General features: G+C 63.4%; 18 protein-coding genes. 6 read left to right on the top strand and 12 right to left on the bottom strand.

Features of this window, described 5'->3' with window-relative positions:
* Positions 1 to 44: 44 nt before the first annotated feature.
* From F6X37_RS08560 to F6X37_RS08520, 9 genes are all read right to left on the bottom strand, one after another.
* Entirely contained in the window at positions 45 to 632 is a 588-nt protein-coding gene (locus F6X37_RS08560) for a TIGR00730 family Rossman fold protein (RefSeq protein WP_187610979.1), read from the bottom strand.
* Between the two features lie 2 nt (positions 633 to 634).
* The gene (locus F6X37_RS08555; RefSeq protein WP_090803741.1) at positions 635 to 1360 is read right to left on the bottom strand and encodes a TetR/AcrR family transcriptional regulator; all 726 of its coding nucleotides are present in this window, start codon (positions 1358 to 1360) and stop codon (positions 635 to 637) included.
* A gap of 280 nt (positions 1361 to 1640) precedes the next feature.
* Positions 1641 to 2324: a diacylglycerol kinase gene (locus F6X37_RS08550; protein WP_187610978.1), complete on the bottom strand. Its 684-nt coding sequence runs from the start codon at positions 2322 to 2324 to the stop codon at positions 1641 to 1643.
* A 20-nt stretch (positions 2325 to 2344) separates the two neighbouring features.
* Positions 2345 to 3376: a glycosyltransferase family 4 protein gene (locus F6X37_RS08545; protein ID WP_187611058.1), complete on the bottom strand. Its 1032-nt coding sequence runs from the start codon at positions 3374 to 3376 to the stop codon at positions 2345 to 2347.
* Between the two features lie 48 nt (positions 3377 to 3424).
* Positions 3425 to 4366 carry a UDP-2,3-diacylglucosamine diphosphatase gene (locus tag F6X37_RS08540; RefSeq protein WP_090803742.1) on the bottom strand — a complete coding sequence of 314 codons (942 nt, stop codon included), beginning with the start codon at positions 4364 to 4366 and terminating at the stop codon, positions 3425 to 3427.
* Positions 4367 to 5132: 766 nt separating this feature from the next.
* Positions 5133 to 5657 carry an RDD family protein gene (locus F6X37_RS08535; protein WP_184059350.1) on the bottom strand — a complete coding sequence of 175 codons (525 nt, stop codon included), beginning with the start codon at positions 5655 to 5657 and terminating at the stop codon, positions 5133 to 5135.
* A 21-nt stretch (positions 5658 to 5678) separates the two neighbouring features.
* Entirely contained in the window at positions 5679 to 6446 is a 768-nt protein-coding gene (locus F6X37_RS08530; protein ID WP_187610977.1) for a DUF3106 domain-containing protein, read from the bottom strand.
* Between the two features lie 16 nt (positions 6447 to 6462).
* Positions 6463 to 6894 carry a DUF3619 family protein gene (locus F6X37_RS08525; RefSeq protein ID WP_184072110.1) on the bottom strand — a complete coding sequence of 144 codons (432 nt, stop codon included), beginning with the start codon at positions 6892 to 6894 and terminating at the stop codon, positions 6463 to 6465.
* A complete protein-coding gene (locus F6X37_RS08520; protein ID WP_090803748.1) occupies positions 6891 to 7454 on the bottom strand; it encodes an RNA polymerase sigma factor in 564 nt (187 codons plus the stop codon). The genes F6X37_RS08525 and F6X37_RS08520 overlap by 4 nt, the downstream gene beginning before the upstream one ends.
* 356 nt (positions 7455 to 7810) lie before the next feature.
* Between F6X37_RS08520 and F6X37_RS08515 the strand changes: the two genes are divergently transcribed.
* From F6X37_RS08515 to F6X37_RS08490, 6 genes are all read left to right on the top strand, one after another.
* The gene (locus F6X37_RS08515) at positions 7811 to 9574 is read left to right on the top strand and encodes an acetolactate synthase 3 catalytic subunit (RefSeq protein ID WP_184028488.1); all 1764 of its coding nucleotides are present in this window, start codon (positions 7811 to 7813) and stop codon (positions 9572 to 9574) included.
* Positions 9575 to 9698: 124 nt separating this feature from the next.
* Positions 9699 to 10190 carry an acetolactate synthase small subunit gene (ilvN, locus tag F6X37_RS08510; RefSeq protein ID WP_018420000.1) on the top strand — a complete coding sequence of 164 codons (492 nt, stop codon included), beginning with the start codon at positions 9699 to 9701 and terminating at the stop codon, positions 10188 to 10190.
* 106 nt (positions 10191 to 10296) lie between these two features.
* On the top strand, positions 10297 to 11313 hold the full coding sequence (gene ilvC / locus F6X37_RS08505; RefSeq protein ID WP_008920617.1) for a ketol-acid reductoisomerase: 1017 nt from the start codon (positions 10297 to 10299) through the stop codon (positions 11311 to 11313).
* A 132-nt stretch (positions 11314 to 11445) separates the two neighbouring features.
* The gene (locus F6X37_RS08500; protein WP_184059342.1) at positions 11446 to 12084 is read left to right on the top strand and encodes a phosphatidylserine decarboxylase; all 639 of its coding nucleotides are present in this window, start codon (positions 11446 to 11448) and stop codon (positions 12082 to 12084) included.
* Positions 12085 to 12108: 24 nt separating this feature from the next.
* The gene (pssA, locus tag F6X37_RS08495) at positions 12109 to 12981 is read left to right on the top strand and encodes a CDP-diacylglycerol--serine O-phosphatidyltransferase (protein WP_018420002.1); all 873 of its coding nucleotides are present in this window, start codon (positions 12109 to 12111) and stop codon (positions 12979 to 12981) included.
* A gap of 368 nt (positions 12982 to 13349) precedes the next feature.
* Positions 13350 to 14897 (top strand): 2-isopropylmalate synthase, encoded by a 1548-nt coding sequence (locus F6X37_RS08490; RefSeq protein WP_018420003.1) that lies wholly within the window; start codon positions 13350 to 13352, stop codon positions 14895 to 14897.
* A 126-nt stretch (positions 14898 to 15023) separates the two neighbouring features.
* On the opposite strand, the gene F6X37_RS08485 is transcribed toward F6X37_RS08490, so the two are convergent.
* From F6X37_RS08485 to F6X37_RS08475, 3 genes are all read right to left on the bottom strand, one after another.
* Positions 15024 to 16586, bottom strand: a complete 1563-nt coding sequence (locus tag F6X37_RS08485; RefSeq protein ID WP_187610976.1) for a SulP family inorganic anion transporter — start codon at positions 16584 to 16586, stop codon at positions 15024 to 15026.
* A gap of 109 nt (positions 16587 to 16695) precedes the next feature.
* Positions 16696 to 17331 (bottom strand): carbonic anhydrase, encoded by a 636-nt coding sequence (locus F6X37_RS08480; protein ID WP_018420005.1) that lies wholly within the window; start codon positions 17329 to 17331, stop codon positions 16696 to 16698.
* Positions 17332 to 17555: 224 nt separating this feature from the next.
* A complete protein-coding gene (locus F6X37_RS08475; protein WP_187610975.1) occupies positions 17556 to 18107 on the bottom strand; it encodes a hypothetical protein in 552 nt (183 codons plus the stop codon).
* Positions 18108 to 18159: the final 52 nt, after the last annotated feature.

Below are 18159 nucleotides of genomic sequence, written 5' to 3'. Positions count from 1 at the left end.
GTGCGTGCGCGGCGCGCTTCGCTCGGGTTCCGCGGACCCGGGATTCAGATCGCGTCGCTTTGGACCGCCGCCCATTTGTCGCGCGCGGGCGGCGCGTAGCGTTGCAGCTTGCCGATCAACGCGAGCGGATCGGCGTCGATCTGCAGCATGTCGAGATAGGTGTTGCGCATGAAGCCTTCGTCGACCGTGTGCTGAAGCAGGTCGATCAGCGGCGCGTAGAAGCCGTCGGTGTTCAGGAGTGCAACCGGTTTGCCGTGGTAGCCGAGCTGCGCCCACGTGAAGACCTCGAACAGCTCCTCGAGCGTGCCCGCGCCGCCGGGCATCGCGACGAACGCATCGGACAGCTCGGCCATCATCTTCTTGCGATGATGCATGTCGGGCACCACGTGCAGTTCGGTCAGGCCGTTATGCCCCACTTCCTTGCTGACGAGCAGCTCGGGAATCACGCCGATCGCGCGGCCGCCTTCGGCCATCACGGTATCGGCGATCACGCCCATCAGCCCCACCTTGCCGCCGCCATAGACGAGCGCGAGATCGGCCTCGACCAGCGCACGGCCGAACGCGCGCGCCGCCTGCGCATACAACGGTTTGGCTCCCATCGAGGAGCCGCAATAGACACACACCGACTTCATGCTCAACTGTCCTTCGATTCGTTGCGAGGCGCGGCGCCTTCACGCGGCGGCAGGTAGTCGTAGAACTCGCGCTTGGGCAGCCTGCCCGATACGAGATCGTCGAACAGCTGCCGCGAGCGGCCGCGCAGGTAGGGCGCCATCAGCGAGACGATCTGCACGCTGACCTGATGCAGCTCTTCGCGGATCGCTTCCTGCTCGTTGTATTTGCGCGGATTCATGACGAACTGATATGACAGCCAGTACGTGCCGATCACGCCGACGTTGGTGGCGATCACCTGCATTTCCTGCGGTGTCGCGACCATTTCGCCGTCGGCGACGAGCTGTTCGCAGAACTGGCTCGCGAAGCGCACCTTATGGCTGATGATCTGCTTGAAGTGCGTCTCGAGCGTGCGGTTGCGCGCGAGCAGGTCGTTCAGGTCGCGGTACAGGAAGCGGTAGCGCCACGTGAAATCGACCATGTACTGCAGATACGACCACATCTCGTCGATGGTCGCGCGATGGTCGTCGGGGAAACGCAGACGCTTCTCGATCTCCTGCTCGAACTGGCTGAAGATGCTGTTGATGATGTCGTCTTTGTTGCGGAAGTGGTAGTACAGGTTGCCTGGGCTGATTTCCATTTCCTCGGCGATCGTCGTCGTCGTGACGTTCGGCTCGCCGATTTCGTTGAACAGCTTCAACGACAGTTCGAGAATCCGTTCGCGCGTGCGGCGGGGAGGTTTGGCTTCCATGTCGTCCGGCCCTGGTTATGCCGGGCTGGGCGCGCGGCGGCGTGCCGCTGCTGCGTGTTCCACCCGGATGCGGTTGGTATATTGAGCTCTCCCGAACCCGCCGACACACGGCGGGCCCCCCGAAAGGGCAGGATGAGGCGAGGCGCGGATCCGTTTGCGCGAGCGCTTTCCTGTGAGACCGTCAAACGATTATAAACCGAGCGTTCTAATCCCCAACCGCCTGCGCGGATTTTCATCCTGTGGGGCGTGGCGAAGCGTGCGCTTCAACCCGCATCGAACCTCAAAGCCACGCGCGAACCCAGCCGACGACCAGCGGCCCGACGATGACTCCCCACGTCATCACACACATGCCGAGCGCGACCATCACGGCCGCACTGCCGAGATCCTTCGCGCGGCGCGACAACTCGTGACGTTCGAGCGAGATCCGGTCGATTGCCGCTTCGACGCTCGAATTGAGCAGCTCGACGATCAGCACGAGCAGCACCGAGCCGAGCAGCAACACGCGCGACACGGGATCGACGGGCACCACGAGGCCGCACGGAATCAGGATCGCGGCCAACGTGAGTTCCTGACGAAACGCGCTTTCCTCGCGAATCGCAACGCGAAAACCGGCCAGCGAGTTTTTCATCGCGTGCCATGCGCGCGTGAGGCCGCGGTTGCCTTTGTAGGGGTTGAAGGGCAGCGGGGCGAGCGGGTCGTCGGGGCTGAGCGGTTCGTTGGGGGCGTCGTGGCTTGAGTCGCGAGTCGTGTCCTGGGTGGCGTCAGGTTGCATGCCACCCGCGACGCTGGCGCCGCCGGTCGTGGTCCTCGCGCCGTTCACCCGATGCACGGTATCCGCATGCCCGGTCATACCCGGTTCGCGTACGTCGTCGAACGGTTCGATGCTGGTGGTGTCGCGGGTGGACTCGACGGCGCGCAGTGCGCCGTTCGACGCGCCTTCGGCGCTGGATCGACTGCTTCGCATGGATGGCTCCGCGCGCCGCATCACGCAGCGGCGCTTTCCTCACGATACGCCGTGTCGCGCAGCGGCTTCAGATGCGCGGCGAATTGTGCGGACGCCGCTGCCCACGAGAAGCGCTCGGCCCATGCGCGCGCATGCGACCGATCGATCTTCAGTGCCTCCAGACACGCTTCGCGCAGATCCTCGTGCATTGCACCGGCGCCGCCGTCGCCGAGCACGTCGATCGGGCCGGTGACCGGATAAGCGGCCACCGGCGTGCCGCATGCGAGCGCTTCGAGCAGCACGAGTCCGAACGTGTCGGTGCGGCTCGGAAACACGAAGACGTCGGCGGCCGCGTAGACCTTCGCGAGTTCGGCCTGCGACAGCACGCCCAGATAGTTGACCTGCGGATAGCGCGACTTCAGTTCGGCGAGCGCCGGACCTTCGCCCGCGACCCACTTCGAGCCGGGCAGGTCGAGCTGCAGGAATGCCTCGACGTTCTTCTCGACCGCCACGCGTCCCACGTACAGGAAGATCGGCCGCGCGGTGTTGAGCACCTTCGAGTCCATCGGACGGAAGATTTCGAGATCGACGCCGCGCGTCCACAGCACGACGTTCGTGAAGCCGAACTTCTCGAGGTCCTGCTTGACGATGGGGGTCGGCGCCATTACCGCGAGCGACGGCTTGTGGAACCAGTGCAGAAACCTGTAGGTCGCCGCGAGCGGGATGCGAAAGCGCGCCTGCACGTACTCGGGAAAGCGCGTGTGATACGCGGTCGTGAACGGCAGCTTGTGGTCGAGCGCATACGCGCGCGCGGCCATGCCCAGCGGACCTTCGGTCGCGATGTGCAACGCGTCGGGCGCGAAACGGTCGATGCGCTCGCGCAGCCGGCGGCGCGGCAGCAACGACAGGCGTATCTCCGGGTAAGTCGGGCACGGGATGGTGCGGAATTCGAGCGGCGTCAGCAGATCGACCTGATGGCCGAGCGCGGTGAGTTCGCGCCGGGTGTTCTTCAGCGTGCGTACGACACCGTTGACCTGCGGCTCCCATGCGTCGGTGACGATCATGATCTTCATCGCGTTGTTCATCGCTGCGGGCCCTGTGGAAGTGGAGAGTGGAAGTGCTCAGGCAGTGGCGCGGGCTTTTTGCGTGCCCGCCTGGGGCGCGCGCAGCGCAGTCCAGAAGATCACCTTGAGCTCGCCTTCATAAGTCTCGACGAGCGCCGACAGACTCTCGACCCAATCGCCATCGTTGCAATAGAGCACGCCATCGATCTCGCGCATCTCGGCCTTGTGGATGTGGCCGCAGACGACGCCGTCGCAGCCGCGGCGACGCGCTTCGTCGGTCATTACGCGTTCGAACGACGAGATGAAGTTGACCGCGTTCTTGACCTGATGCTTCAGGTATTGCGACAGCGACCAGTACGGAAATCCGAGTTTGCTGCGAATGCGGTTGAACCAGCGGTTCAGCACGAGGATCATCGTGTACAGCGTGTCGCCGAGATAGGCGAGCCATTTCGCGTGCTGGATCACGCCGTCGAACAGATCGCCGTGCACGATCCACAGCCGCTTGCCGGCGAGCGTCGTGTGGAACGCTTCGCCGCGTACGTGGATGTCGCCGAACGCGAGGTCGCAGAACTGGCGCGCGGCTTCGTCGTGATTGCCGGGCACGTAGATGACCTGAGTGCCTTTGCGCGCTTTGCGCAGCACTTTCTGCACGACGTCGTTGTGCGCCTGCGGCCAGTACCAGCCTTTCTTCAACTGCCAGCCGTCGATGATGTCGCCGACGAGGTACAGGTACTCCGATTCGTTGTGGCGCAGGAAGTCGAGCAGATATCCCGCCTGGCAGCCGCTCGAGCCGAGATGGATATCCGAGAGCCAGATCGTGCGATAGCGATGCGGATCGTCGTGGCCGTCATCGGGATGATCGGCGCGGGCATCGAGTGATGGCGTCGCGGGCAGCGGCAGGCCGTGTTGAGTAGAACCCGGAGCGGGCCGGAACGCGACGGGGTCGACGCTCGGTCCGGTTTGACGAAACAGGGAAGTCGCGGACGTATTGGGGTCCATGGCTCACGCGTCGAGTGGCGGTGCCCGTATTGGGCCGGGGGCGCGTGACTGCGGCGTGACAGTCATGAGAAGTTCTTATTACGGAGGGGCCTTGGCGGGGCCTGTTTTTTCGTTGTTCTGGCTTTGTTGGCCTTTCCTTGTTGTCTTGTCGGTCTATTAGCGTTGCCCCTGTGCGGGGCGGCACCTACTTTCTTTGCTGCTGCAAAGAAAGTAGGCAAAGAAGACAGCTCAAACCGCAAACTCTTAAGCGGGTCCCCTGGCTTGGAGGGGGTAGTGGTGCATCTGGAATCCGTGCCCCCGCACATTCCCCGTTCGTGACAAAGCCGTCATCCCTCCCACTCCGCACTACGTGCGTCGCGGACGGGTCTGCCAGGGAAACCAATGGTTTGGCCCGCGCAGCGGGGACCCTCGGCTGCGCCTCGGCGACGCGCCGAAACAACCAGTGGTTTTTGAGCGGGGATTCGGCGCGCGTAGCGCCGCCGGAAGAATGACTGCCTTGTCACTAGCGCGGAATGTGCGGGAGCACGGATTCCAGATGCACCACTACCTCACGCGGACCGAGGGACCCGCTTAAGAGTTGGCGGTTTGAGCTGTCTTCTTTGCCTACTTTCTTTGCAGCAGCAAAGAAAGTAGGTGCCGCCCCGCACAGGGGCTACGCTAATAGACCGACAAGCCAGCAAGGAAAGGCCAACACCGCACGAACAAAGGCAAAAAAGGCCTCCCACGCCCAAGGAGAGCACCGCATTCGGCCCATCGCCCACGCGCGCTAGCGCCCAACCGCTACCACCCGCGTCCCCGCGAGCCGATCATGCAAAAACTGCCGCTGCGGATCAAAACGCCCACTCGCGGCCCACACCACGAACCAGACGCCCGCAATAACAAGCGTCTGCGGCACCCGCAACCCAAGCAGTGGATGCAACGCCAGCGGCGGCAAAAACCACAACCAGGCGAACACATACCGCGCAATCGCCCGCCCAACCGAAACCGGCGCGCCATCAGCGCCAACAACCCGTAATCGCCAGGTTTTCATCGGCAGCGTCTGGCCGCCGTGCGTCCAGAACCAGACGAAGTACACGCCAACCACGAGGCCGATCCAGCCGGCGAGCAGGTTGTGATGCGCGAGCCCGTTACGCTGCTGCGTCAGCGTGCTGAACAGATAGCCGGCGACAAACACGACGCCGAACAGAATGACCGCTTCGTAGAGCAGTGCCGCGAGCCGTCGCCGGACGGTGGGCGCCGTGCCGCCGGGTGCGGCGGCAGGCAGGGTGGGGGTGGCGAGCGGCTGGGACACGTAATGGGTTCGGGGTCGGAATCAGGAGCCGTGGAAGATTGCCGGCGCTTCGGCAGGCGACACGGGCACCGGCGTCGCCGGTACGAAGCTGCCCGCCGCCGGAATCGCAGGCGTTGCCGGCAGCGAGGCCGCGGCCGGCGCGGAGGCAGCCGGCGCGGCGCTCGCCGCCGCGGCAGCACTGGCGCCGTGCTCGCGCGCATTCACGAACCGGTCGATGCCCTTGATCTCGTTGCGAGCCGATGGCGGCGCGCTGACGACGCTGGGGCGACGCTTGCGTTCGCTCGCGGCGAGCCGCTCCTTCGTTTCTTCGGGCAGTTGTTGGTACGCTTTCCACGCCTTCTGGCGCGCTTCGCGCGGTAACTCCTTCGAAACCTGGTAGTTTTCGCGCGCGACGCGGCGCTGATCGGGCGTCATGCGCACCCATTCACTCATGCGCTCATGCAGACGCTTTTGCGCATCCGGCGACATTTTTGTGTATCGCGACGCAATCTTGATCCACTTTCGCTTGCGTTCGTCGCTAAACGAATCCCATTGCGATGCGAATGGGGCCAGCGCGGCGTGGTCGGCGGCGCTCAGGCGTGACCACGCGAGGGGGCTATTGCTGCCCGGCAGGCCGGGCAATTCGACGGAAAGTGCGGGGGCGGGCGCGGGCGCGGCGACGTTGACGCCGGGCGACGGATTGCCCGCCGACGATGGGCTCGGGTGAAAGCGCGGATAGGTCGCGACAAACGACACCAGGGCCGCGATCGTGCATCCGAAAACAACGGCCAGGCCGCGCTTGTAACTCACCCGAGGAATCTCCCGCTCAGTGGGCGCGTGAAAGATACGCGTTAAAGCCGTGGTCGAGATAGGCATTGAGCGGCAGGTCGTCGCTTAGCATGGCGGCATCGATATCGGCAAGTTCGGCGGTGCGCTGGTGATCTTCCCAGTACGCGATGCCGATCAGGCTCACGACCAGCGCGGCCAGCGGCCACGCGAGCGCGAAGCGGCGCAGCGGCCAGCGGCGGCGCGGCTCGAAGCCTCCCTGCGGTAGCCCCGCCATCCCGGCCGGCATGCCGGCGAACGCAGGCACGAACACCGGCGCGCTGACGGCTTCGGGCTTTTTGCGCGCCAACGCGGCACGACGCGCGGCAGCGAGCCGGTCGACGGTGGCGGGAGGGAGGCTGGCGGTGTTTTCGTCAAGCGCGCGGCGCAGTTGACGCGCAAACTCGAGTTCTGTGTTTTCAAGGGAGCTCATAGCGTGATTCCTTTCGCCTTGAGCGCTTGCGCCAGCGTGTGAGTGGCCCGGGAGCAGTGCGTTTTCACGCTGCCTTCGGAGCAGCCCATTGCGGCGGCAGTCTCGGCGACATCCATATCCTCCCAATAACGCATGAGAAACGCCTCCCGTTGACGTGCCGGTAATTTCTGGATCTCGTTGTCGATCGACTGCAGGACCTGCTCTCGTTCGAGCTTCTGTTCGTTGCTCTCGGCGCCAGCCGAACCCGCCTCGGCCTCGAAGGTTTCCAGCGGATCGAACTCGTCGTCGTCGGCATTGCCGAGCGACGAGAATAGACTAACCCAGGTGTTGCGTACTTTGGCACGGCGGAAATAGTCGTGCGTCGCATTCTGCAGAATACGCTGAAACAGCAGCGGTAGCTCGGCCGCCGGACGGTCGCCGTATTTCTCGGCGAGCTTGATCATCGCGTCTTGCACGATGTCGAGGGACGCGTCGTCGTCCCGCACGGCGTAGACCGTCTGCTTGAATGCGCGCCTTTCGACGCCCGCCAGAAAATCGGCGAGTTCCTTGTCTGATGCCATCCGGTTGGGGTCGGCGCAGCAAGCGTGCGCGTAATCGGTCGAAAAATGTCGTAAAACTCGCGGATGCTAACAAACTTTTGCTCCGATAGGGGTGAAACCTGCTCAAGCTTGCATTTGCATGACGGTCGACATTCCGTCCGATCGCGCTCTCCTACGCGCGAGCAAATGGCAATATTTTCTTGACCGCGAGCGCGTCAGAAGCTATCGTCGCTGGTTCGCAACATAAGTGAGTTGTCTCAATTGAGGTGTGGCCCAAGAAGCCCTCCTGTCAACTGGACGCGCCGCTTGAACCCGAGCCACAAGCCCGGCAGAGAGCACCCGATCAATTTTTTGCCGAAAATTCGAAAGGTGAATCAATGAATATGCCCAGCGCGGAATTCTCCACGTCGGATACGACCCCCCATCACGAAGCAGACTCTATCGGCGCCACCGTGCTCATGAAGGCACTGGCCGACGAAGACGTCGAGTTCATCTGGGGCTATCCCGGCGGCTCGGTACTCTACATTTACGACGAGCTGTACAAGCAGGACAAGTTCCAGCATGTGCTCGTGCGCCACGAGCAGGCCGCCGTGCATGCCGCGGACGCCTACGCGCGCTCCACCGGCAAGGTCGGCGTGTGTCTCGTGACCTCCGGCCCCGGCGTCACCAACGCAGTGACCGGCATCGCGACCGCCTATATGGATTCGATCCCGTTGGTCGTGATCAGCGGCCAGGTGCCGACTGCCGCGATCGGTCAGGATGCATTCCAGGAATGCGACACGGTCGGCATCACGCGTCCCTGCGTAAAGCACAACTTCCTCGTGAAGGACGTGCGCGATCTCGCCGCCACGGTCAAGAAAGCTTTCTACATCGCCCGTACAGGCCGTCCCGGCCCAGTGCTGATCGACATTCCGAAGGACGTGTCGAAGACGCCGTGCCAATACGAGCCGATCAAGAGCGTTTCGCTGCGCTCATACAACCCGGTCACGAAGGGCCACTCCGGTCAGATCCGCAAGGCGGTGTCGCTGCTGCTGTCGGCGAAGCGTCCGTATATCTACACCGGCGGCGGCATCGTGCTCGCGGATGCGTCGCGTGAATTGAACCAGTTCGCCGATCTGCTCGGCTATCCGGTCACCAATACGCTAATGGGTCTGGGCGGCTACCGCTCGAGCGACAAGAAATTCCTCGGCATGCTCGGCATGCACGGCACGTACGAAGCCAATATGGCGATGCAGCACTGCGACGTGCTGATCGCGATCGGCGCGCGCTTCGACGACCGCGTGATCGGCGATCCGAGCCACTTCGCGTCGCGGCCGCGCAAGATCATCCATATCGACATCGATCCCTCTTCCATTTCCAAGCGCGTCAAGGTCGACATTCCGATCGTCGGCGACGTGAAGGAAGTGCTGAAGGAACTGATCGAGCAGTTGCAGACGGCCGAGCATGGGCCCGACGCAGCGGCGCTCGCCGACTGGTGGAAGGACATTGAAGGCTGGCGCGCGAAAGATTGCCTGAAGTTCGACCGCAAGAGCGACATCATCAAGCCGCAGTACGTGGTCGAAAAGGCGTGGGAGCTGACCGACGGCAACGCGTTCGTGTGCTCCGACGTGGGCCAGCACCAGATGTGGGCCGCGCAGTTCTACAAGTTCAACAAGCCGCGTCGCTGGATCAATTCCGGTGGCCTCGGCACGATGGGCTTTGGCCTACCGGCCGCGATGGGCGTGAAGATGGCCCATCCGGACGACGACGTGCTGTGCATCACGGGCGAAGGCTCGATCCAGATGTGCATCCAGGAGCTGTCGACCTGCAAGCAGTACGACCTGCCGATCAAGATTATTTCGCTGAATAACCGCTATCTGGGCATGGTGCGCCAGTGGCAGCAGATCGAATACAGCAAACGCTATTCGCATTCGTACATGGATGCGCTGCCGGACTTCGTGAAGCTCGCCGAAGCGTACGGACACGTGGGCATGCGCATCGAGCGCACGGCCGATGTGGAGCCGGCGCTGAAGGAAGCGCTGCGCCTGAAGGATCGCACGGTGTTTCTCGACTTCCAGACCGATCCGACCGAAAACGTCTGGCCGATGGTTCAGGCCGGCAAGGGCATCACCGAGATGCTCATGGGTTCGGAAGATCTTTAACGACGGGGCGTCTGGATAACTCCAGCGCCGGCTTCGTGATGCGCGCCTTCAAAAAAGGCGAGGGCAGACGAAGCGGCGCCGCTCCGCTCGCAGACATCGACACATCATCTGGAAGAAGCGAAACATGAGACACATCATTTCCGTCCTGCTGGAAAACGAACCAGGCGCGCTGTCGCGCGTGGTGGGTCTGTTCTCCGCACGCGGCTACAACATTGAAACCTTGACGGTGGCTCCGACCGAAGACCGTTCGCTGTCGCGCATGACCATCGTCTCCGTTGGCTCGGACGACGTGATCGAACAGATCACGAAGCATCTGAACCGCCTGATCGAGGTGGTGAAAGTGGTCGACCTTACCGAGGGCGCCCACATCGAACGCGAGCTGATGCTGATCAAGGTGAGGGCGGTCGGCAAGGAACGTGAGGAGATGAAGCGGATGGCGGACATTTTCCGCGGCCGCATCATCGACGTCACCGAAAAGACCTACACGATCGAATTGACGGGGGCGAGCGACAAGCTCGACGCCTTCATCGAGGGGCTCGATTCCACGGCGATTCTCGAGACGGTCCGCACGGGCAGCTCGGGCATCGGTCGCGGCGAGCGCATTCTGAAGGTCTGAGGTCGCGTTTTGCAAGGCCGGGCAACGCGGTATCGCCCGGCTGGCAATAACAACATTCGCAGTACCCGAATTTCTCTGAATCATCGAATCTAGCCAAGGAACCGACATGAAAGTTTTCTACGACAAGGACGCCGATCTCTCCCTCATCAAGGGCAAGCAGGTCACCATCATCGGCTATGGCTCGCAAGGCCATGCGCACGCGCTGAACCTGAAGGAAAGCGGCGTGAACATCACGGTCGGTCTGCGCAAGGGCGGCGCATCGTGGAGCAAGGCTGAAAACGCCGGCCTGCAAGTCAAGGAAGTCGCGGAAGCGGTGAAGGGCGCGGACGTCGTCATGATGCTGCTGCCGGACGAGCAGATCGCCGACGTGTACGCGAAGGAAGTCCACGCGAACATCAAGCAGGGCGCAGCGCTCGCGTTCGCGCACGGCTTCAACGTTCACTACGGCCAGGTGATCCCGCGTGCCGACCTCGACGTCATCATGATCGCGCCGAAGGCGCCGGGCCACACGGTTCGCGGCACCTACTCCCAAGGTGGCGGCGTGCCGCACCTGATCGCGGTTGCGCAGGACAAGTCGGGCGCGGCGCGCGACATCGCGCTGTCGTACGCAGCGGCTAACGGCGGCGGCCGGGCCGGCATCATCGAAACGAACTTCCGCGAAGAAACCGAAACCGACCTGTTCGGCGAGCAGGCTGTGCTGTGCGGCGGTACCGTCGACCTGATCAAGGCCGGCTTCGAAACGCTGGTCGAAGCGGGTTACGCGCCGGAAATGGCGTACTTCGAGTGCCTGCACGAACTGAAGCTGATCGTCGACCTGATCTACGAAGGCGGCATCGCGAACATGAACTACTCGATCTCGAACAACGCCGAGTACGGCGAGTACGTGACGGGGCCGCGCATCGTGACCGCTGAAACGAAGAAGGCGATGAAGGCCGTGCTGACCGACATCCAGACCGGCGAATACGCGAAGAGCTTCATCATCGAGAACAAGGCTGGCGCACCGACGCTGCAATCGCGTCGCCGTCTGACGGCCGAGCACCAGATCGAGCAGGTTGGCTCGAAGCTGCGCGCGATGATGCCGTGGATCGCGAAGAACAAGCTCGTCGACCAGTCGAAGAACTAAGCGTCTCGACGTAACGAGGTTCGGCGCGGCGCTTCGGTGCGGCGGCCGGACCAGTCAAAAAGCCGTCCAAGGGTGCTGAACCCTGGGCGGCTTTTGCTATCCTACGGTTTTACAAAAACACAGAAGCCATCCATGAATTACCCTCATCCGATCATCGCGCGAGAAGGCTGGCCGTTCATCGCCATCGCGGCCGTCGTTGCATTACTGGTTCACGCCTTCGGGGGGTTCGGCTTTGCGTGGCTCTTCTGGCTGATCCTGATCTTCATCGTGCAGTTTTTCCGCGACCCGGCGCGTCCGATTCCGACGCAGGCCAACGCGGTGCTGTGTCCTGCCGACGGTCGTATCGTCGCGGTAGAAACCGCGCATGATCCTTATGCGAATCGCGAAGCGCTGAAGATCAGCGTGTTCATGAACGTATTCAACGTGCACTCGCAGCGCTCGCCCGTCGACGGTGCGATCTCGAAAGTCGAATACTTTCCTGGCGCCTATCTGAACGCGGCGGTCGATAAAGCCTCGCTCGAAAACGAGCGCAACGCGGTCGTGATCGAAATGGCCGGCGGCCAGACGGTCACGTCGGTGCAGATTGCCGGGCTGATCGCGCGGCGGATTCTTTGCTACGTCCGTGCAGGCGAGCCGCTGACCCGCGGCCAGCGTTACGGATTCATCCGCTTCGGTTCGCGCGTCGACGTGTATTTGCCGGTGGGCAGCCGTCCGCGCGTGTCGATCGGCGAGAAGGTGTCGGCGTCGTCCACAATCCTCGCCGAGCTGTAAAGCGGCATACAGGAGGTTGTCCGAATGGCCGCATTCAAACCGCGTCGACCCCGCAGCAGTGGACCGCTGCCGCGGCCGTTTCGTCGCAACAAGCCGCCGGTGGTCACGGAGTCGCCGGTCGCCGACAGCCGGCGCGCGCAGCGTCAGCAGTTCCTCAGAAAACGCGGCATCTACCTGCTGCCGAACGCATTCACCACGGCCGCGCTGTTCTGCGGCTTCTTCGCCGTCGTGCAGGCGATGAACGTGCGCTTCGAGATCGCGGCGATCGCGATCTTCGTCGCGATGGTGCTCGATGGCATGGACGGTCGCGTCGCGCGCATGACGCATACGCAAAGCGCGTTCGGCGAGCAGTTCGACAGCCTGTCGGACATGGTGTCGTTCGGTGTTGCGCCCGCGCTCGTGATGTACGAGTGGATCCTGAAGGACCTCGGCCGGTGGGGCTGGCTCGCGGCGTTCGTCTATTGTTCCGGCGCGGCGCTACGGCTCGCGCGTTTCAACACGAATATCGGCGTGGTCGACAAGCGTTTTTTCCAGGGCATGCCGAGCCCGGCCGCGGCGGCACTGATCGCCGGTTTCGTGTGGCTCGCCACCGACAACCGCGTGCCGCTGAAGCTCGTCTGGCTGCCGTGGGTCGCCTTCGTGCTGACTATCTACGCGGGCGTGACGATGGTGTCGAACGCGCCGTTCTATAGCGGCAAGGCGCTCGACGTACGGCATCGCGTGCCGTTCGGCGTGATCCTGCTGGTGGTGGTCGCCTTCGTGCTCGTGTCGTCCGATCCGCCGTTGATGCTGTTCGGTCTGTTCGTGCTGTACGGTCTGTCCGGCTACGTGTTCTGGGCGTATCAGGCGGTGCGCGGCCGGGCCAATCCGGCGCGTTCGATGTCGCACGACCGTTGAGGATTTGAACCGCGCTGCATCGCAGCGACGTACGAAAAACGGCAGCCTGCAGGCTGCCGTTTTTCGTTGGTTGGTGCCGTTACGCGGTCGCTTCGGACAGCGCCGCAGGCCGCCCCGGCGCGCATTGCGCGGTGGCTGGAATGCCGCTATAGTCGTCGGATCAGTGCGTGGGCGTGGCCGATTTTGCCGGGTCGGCGAGGCCGTTCGCTGCGCCGCGCCATCATGCTTCGTTCACGCCCTTATGCGTTTTTGCGTTCCGTCCGCACCGGCCGCGATCATCGTGATCGCCCTACCTTGCCAGCGGCGGCGCTCATCGTCCCATTCCAAAACCAAGTCCCACATCTGAACGACTCCCGAGGAGGCCCGACATGTCCGACAAACTGATCATTTTCGACACCACGCTGCGTGACGGCGAGCAATCGCCCGGCGCGTCGATGACGAAGGAAGAGAAGATCCGCATCGCCAGGCAACTCGAACGGATGAAAGTCGACGTGATCGAAGCGGGCTTCGCGGCCAGCTCGAACGGCGACTTCGACGCGATCCATACGATCGCCGGCCTCGTGAAGGACAGCACGATCTGCTCGCTTGCGCGCGCGAACGACAAGGACATACAGAAGGCCGCCGACGCACTGAAGCCGGCCGATCATTTCCGCATCCACACGTTCATCGCAACGTCGCCACTGCACATGGAGAAGAAGCTGCGGATGACGCCCGAGCAGGTATTCGAGCAGGCCAGGCTTGCGGTGCGTTTCGCGCGCAAGTTCACCGACGACGTCGAATTCTCGCCGGAAGACGGCAGCCGCTCGGATTTGGACTTCCTGTGCCGTGTGCTGGAAGCGGTGATCGCCGAAGGCGCGACCACGATCAACATCGCGGACACCGTCGGCTACGGCGTGCCGGAACTCTATGGCCAACTCGTGAAGACGCTGCGCGAGCGCATTCCCAACTCGCACAAGGCGGTGTTCTCCGTGCATTGCCACAATGACCTCGGCATGGCGGTCGCGAATTCGCTCGCCGGCGTGCAGATTGGCGGCGCGCGCCAGGTCGAATGCACGATCAACGGGCTCGGCGAGCGCGCGGGCAATACGTCGCTCGAAGAAATCGTAATGGCGGTGAAGACCCGCAAGGATTACTTCGGACTCGACGTCGGCCTCGACACGACTCAGATCGTGCCGGCCTCGAAGCTCGTGTCGCAGATCACTGGCTTCGTCGTGCAGCCGAACAAGGCCGTGGTCGGCGCGAACGCTTTCGCGCACGCGTCGGGCATCCATCAGGATGGCGTGCTGAAGGCGCGCGATACCTACGAAATCATGCGCGCGGAAGACGTGGGTTGGGCCGCGAACAAGATCGTGCTCGGCAAGCTGTCGGGCCGCAATGCGTTCAAACAGCGTCTGCAGGAGCTTGGCATCGCGCTCGACAGCGAAGCCGAACTGAACACCGCGTTCGCGCGCTTCAAGGAACTCGCCGATCGCAAGGCGGAGATCTTCGACGAAGACATCATCGCCATCGTCAACGAGGAATCGGCGGAAGCGCACGAGAAGGAGCACTACAAGTTTCTGTCGATGTCGCAGCATTCCGAAACCGGCGAGCAGCCGCACGCGAAGGTCGTGTTCTCGGTAGAGGGTAAAGAGATCACCGGCGAAGCGCGCGGCAACGGACCGGTCGACGCCACCCTCAACGCGATCGAAACGGAAGTGGGCAGCGGCTCCGAACTGCTGCTGTACTCGGTCAACGCGATCACGACCGGCACGCAGGCGCAGGGCGAAGTGACCGTGCGGTTGTCGAAGAGCGGGCGCATCGTCAACGGCACGGGCACTGATCCGGATATCGTCGCGGCATCCGCGAAGGCATATTTTTCGGCGCTCAACAAGCTGTATTCGAATGCGGACAAGGTGAATCCGCAGCGCTCGGAGTAACGCGAGCATGGCGCGCCGGTAGCGCGCGATCGCTTGTGTGGATCGGAGGAGAAGCCCCGTGGTGCTCGGCACACGGGGCTTTTTTCTGCCGTCATCGCGCAGCTGCGGCGGCGCGATATGACGAAACTACTCCGCCGTCGTGCGCCGCAGCGACCAGCCGCGCGTTGCGCGGGCCTGCTCGCGGACTTGAAATCTGACGTCGACGGTAATCCCACGGCGAGGCGCATCGGCGACGAACGCGTCCAGCAGTTCGCGCACGTCGTGATCGACGAAATCGGCGCGTGTCGCATCGACGATAACGGTGGCGCCATCCGGAATCTGCTGCAGATAGTGCTTGAGCGGCACTTTACCGAGAAACGACACGTCCTTGCGAAACGACAGCAGGTAGTGATCGCCATGCTGCGCGAGCACGATCGGGCCGCGCAGGTTTGCGTACAGCGCAAACAGCATGCTGCACAGGATGCCGAGCACGATACCGATCAGCAGATCGGTGACGAGCACACCGACGACTGTGACGATAAATGGTGCGAACGGCGCGAATCCCTGCCGCGCGAGCCCGGCGAACAACGACGGCTTGGCGAGTTTGAACCCGGTGAAGATCAGGATCGCGGCAAGGCAGGCGAGCGGGATCAGGTTGATCACGCTCGTGAGCGCGAACACGCTGACGAGAAGCAACACGCCGTGAACGATCGCCGAGAGGCGGCTTTTTGCGCCGGCATGGACGTTCGCGGAGCTGCGCACGATCACCGCGGTGATCGGCAGGCCGCCGATCGCACCCGCGATCAGATTGCCCACGCCCTGCGCCTTCAGCTCGCGATCGGGAGGCGCGCGGCGGCGCTCCGGATCGATCTGTTCGACCGCTTCGAGGCTCAGTAGCGTTTCGAGACTTGCGAGGATGGCGATCGTGATCGCAACACGCCATATGTCGGGATTGACGAGCTGGGCGAACCGTGGGCCGAAGTCGGCCGACGCGAGCACGGCCTGCAGTGCCGCGAACGATTCCAGCGATGGCAACGCGACCCGCCCTTCGGCGGGCGGTGCCAACGATGGCGCGACGAGATTGAGGGCGAGCGTCGCGCCGATGCCGAGCAGCACCACCGCGAGCGGCGCGGGCATGATGCGCACGACAGCGAAGCGGCGCAGCGCGCGCGTTTCCCAGCCGGCGAGGATCGCGAGCGACAGCAGTGTGATCAGCACGGCGGTCGGTGAGATTGGGCCGAGCGGCGTTGCGACCGCCGCCGCCGACTGGCCGGAGTCGGCGGTGCCGAACAGCCCCAGCGCAACGGGAAACTGCTTGAGGATCAACAGCACGCCGATGGCCGCGAGCATCCCCTTGATCACCGGCGACGGCACGTAGGCGGCGAACCGGCCGGCCTTGAGCATGCCGAAGCCGAACTGGATGACGCCCGACAGCAGTACGGCCAGCAGGAAAGCGGAAAAGCCGCCAAGCCGTGCGATGCCGTCGACGACGATCACGACGAGGCCCGCGGCCGGGCCGCTCACGCTCAGACGCGAGCCGCTCAGCGCGGCAACCACGAGCCCGCCAATGATGCCGGACACCAGTCCGGCAAACGGGTCGACGCCCGATGCGTGAGCAATGCCGAGGCAAAGCGGCAGGGCCACCAGAAAAACGGCCGTTCCGGCGAGCACGTCGCTCTGGAGCGCGGAGAAAGAGGTTTGATTATCCATGGTGTCGAAGAGCGGGAGGTGGGACGATGGGCGACGAACAGGTATGGCCCGATGACGATTCCGCTGTCGGCTCCGTCCGCGGTTCGAATGGGACGGGCGACGCGCTTCGCTAGGCCGCGCTGTGCGCCGCGGTCGTGCAGGTCATCGCGTCGTCGGCGGTATAGCCGGAGGTGAGAACCTTGATGCGCCCGTCGTCGAGCGCAAAGATCCAGCCGTGCACGAGCGGCGCCGGCTCAGCCTCGTGCACGATCGGGCTCGCCCGTAGCTGCCGCACCTGTTCGAGCACGTTCAGCTCGGCGAGGCGATTGACGCGATCCGGCTCGGTCGCCGCGCCGTCCAGCTCCGAGTGATGCGTTTTGGCGAGTGCGCAGAGCGGCGCGATACGGCGGTTCACATGGGGCAGCGCGGGGTCCGGCGGCAGCAGCGCGGCGCGCACGCCGCCGCAGCCATAGTGGCCGCAGACGATCACATGGCCGACCTTGAGCACCCGCACCGCGTATTCAAGGACGCTCGCGACGTTGTCGTCGCCGGGATGAAACAGGTTGGCGATGTTGCGATGGACGAACAGATCGCCTGGCTCGCAATGCGTGATCGTTTCGGCGGGCACGCGGCTGTCCGCGCAGCCGATCCAAAGAATGTGTGGATTCTGTCCGCGCATCAGGTCGCGAAAAAATGCCGGATTACGCGTCGCGGTTTCATGGGCCCACGCGACGTTGGCGACCAGCAGGTGTTTGGGTCGGTTCATCGTAGCAACTCCGTATGAGAGGCAATTGACCTGGCACCGGACCGAAACCGCGTCTGCACGTGATTGCGAGCCGGCGCCCGAACGGCGTTTACAATAACCTTTCTTTCGCAAAATTGTTGGCGCAAACAGGATAAAATTCTGTTTTATGCTTAAACAATAAAAAAGCCGCCTATCGAAGGCGGCTTTTTTGAGATTTGGTGCTTCTTCCGAAGAGTGCTCAATGCTCAGAACAGGTTGCGGCGGTCGGGGTCGTGCAGCGGGTCGGGGGTCTTCTGCGTGAGGCGCAAGATGCCCTGGTCATCGAAGTAGAAGTTGTACATCATGTACCAGACGTTGTCTTCGAGATAGCGATAGGTCCACACTTCGCGCCTCATCAGCGGGAAGTACGACGTTTCGACCGGGCGGCCGAAGTTCACCAGCACGTCGCCGCGTGTCCATTTGCCGATCTCGGCGCGGTAGAACTCGTTGGGCTGCAGCACCTGGCGCATGTTGATGATCTTGCCGGCTGCGTTGATGTCGGCGGCGGTGGTGGTTTCGCCCATCGGTTGGGTCGGCCACAACAGACGCTTGCCGCCGTCGGGCAGATCATAGGTTTCGCGCGGCGGACCGAGACGCGCGATGACCGTCGATGCGTCCGCTCCCTGTTGATACTGCTGCCACGGCTGGGCGCAGCCGGCGAGCGCGAGCACGCTCAGGCAAACGAGCGCGGCGCGGCGCAGACTGGCGCCGGCCGGGGCTGTGATAGCAGCCGCCGTGGGGTGGTGGCGGTTCGGCATGTATTCCTCCGATGGCGTTTGAATAGCGGTTCTTATCATCGAAACGCACTAT

It is taken from the genome of Paraburkholderia sp. 31.1 (assembly GCF_014397645.1).
GTDB lineage: Bacteria > Pseudomonadota > Gammaproteobacteria > Burkholderiales > Burkholderiaceae > Paraburkholderia > Paraburkholderia tuberum.
The sequence above is the reverse complement of the archived record's forward strand: the minus strand, read 5'-3'. Positions and strand labels throughout refer to the sequence as shown.

What these genes read in the sequence shown, in the direction of transcription:
- F6X37_RS08560 (WP_187610979.1), bottom strand. Translation starts at nt 632, where the DNA reads ATGAAGTCGGTGTGTGTCTATTGCGGCTCCTCGATGGGAGCCAAACCG.
- F6X37_RS08555 (WP_090803741.1), bottom strand. Translation starts at nt 1,360, where the DNA reads ATGGAAGCCAAACCTCCCCGCCGCACGCGCGAACGGATTCTCGAACTG.
- F6X37_RS08550 (WP_187610978.1), bottom strand. Translation starts at nt 2,324, where the DNA reads ATGCGAAGCAGTCGATCCAGCGCCGAAGGCGCGTCGAACGGCGCACTG.
- F6X37_RS08545 (WP_187611058.1), bottom strand. Translation starts at nt 3,376, where the DNA reads ATGAAGATCATGATCGTCACCGACGCATGGGAGCCGCAGGTCAACGGT.
- F6X37_RS08540 (WP_090803742.1), bottom strand. Translation starts at nt 4,366, where the DNA reads ATGGACCCCAATACGTCCGCGACTTCCCTGTTTCGTCAAACCGGACCG.
- F6X37_RS08525 (WP_184072110.1), bottom strand. Translation starts at nt 6,894, where the DNA reads ATGAGCTCCCTTGAAAACACAGAACTCGAGTTTGCGCGTCAACTGCGC.
- F6X37_RS08520 (WP_090803748.1), bottom strand. Translation starts at nt 7,454, where the DNA reads ATGGCATCAGACAAGGAACTCGCCGATTTTCTGGCGGGCGTCGAAAGG.
- F6X37_RS08515 (WP_184028488.1), top strand. Translation starts at nt 7,811, where the DNA reads ATGAATATGCCCAGCGCGGAATTCTCCACGTCGGATACGACCCCCCAT.
- ilvN (WP_018420000.1), top strand. Translation starts at nt 9,699, where the DNA reads ATGAGACACATCATTTCCGTCCTGCTGGAAAACGAACCAGGCGCGCTG.
- ilvC (WP_008920617.1), top strand. Translation starts at nt 10,297, where the DNA reads ATGAAAGTTTTCTACGACAAGGACGCCGATCTCTCCCTCATCAAGGGC.
- F6X37_RS08500 (WP_184059342.1), top strand. Translation starts at nt 11,446, where the DNA reads ATGAATTACCCTCATCCGATCATCGCGCGAGAAGGCTGGCCGTTCATC.
- pssA (WP_018420002.1), top strand. Translation starts at nt 12,109, where the DNA reads ATGGCCGCATTCAAACCGCGTCGACCCCGCAGCAGTGGACCGCTGCCG.
- F6X37_RS08490 (WP_018420003.1), top strand. Translation starts at nt 13,350, where the DNA reads ATGTCCGACAAACTGATCATTTTCGACACCACGCTGCGTGACGGCGAG.
- F6X37_RS08485 (WP_187610976.1), bottom strand. Translation starts at nt 16,586, where the DNA reads ATGGATAATCAAACCTCTTTCTCCGCGCTCCAGAGCGACGTGCTCGCC.
- F6X37_RS08480 (WP_018420005.1), bottom strand. Translation starts at nt 17,331, where the DNA reads ATGAACCGACCCAAACACCTGCTGGTCGCCAACGTCGCGTGGGCCCAT.
- F6X37_RS08475 (WP_187610975.1), bottom strand. Translation starts at nt 18,107, where the DNA reads ATGCCGAACCGCCACCACCCCACGGCGGCTGCTATCACAGCCCCGGCC.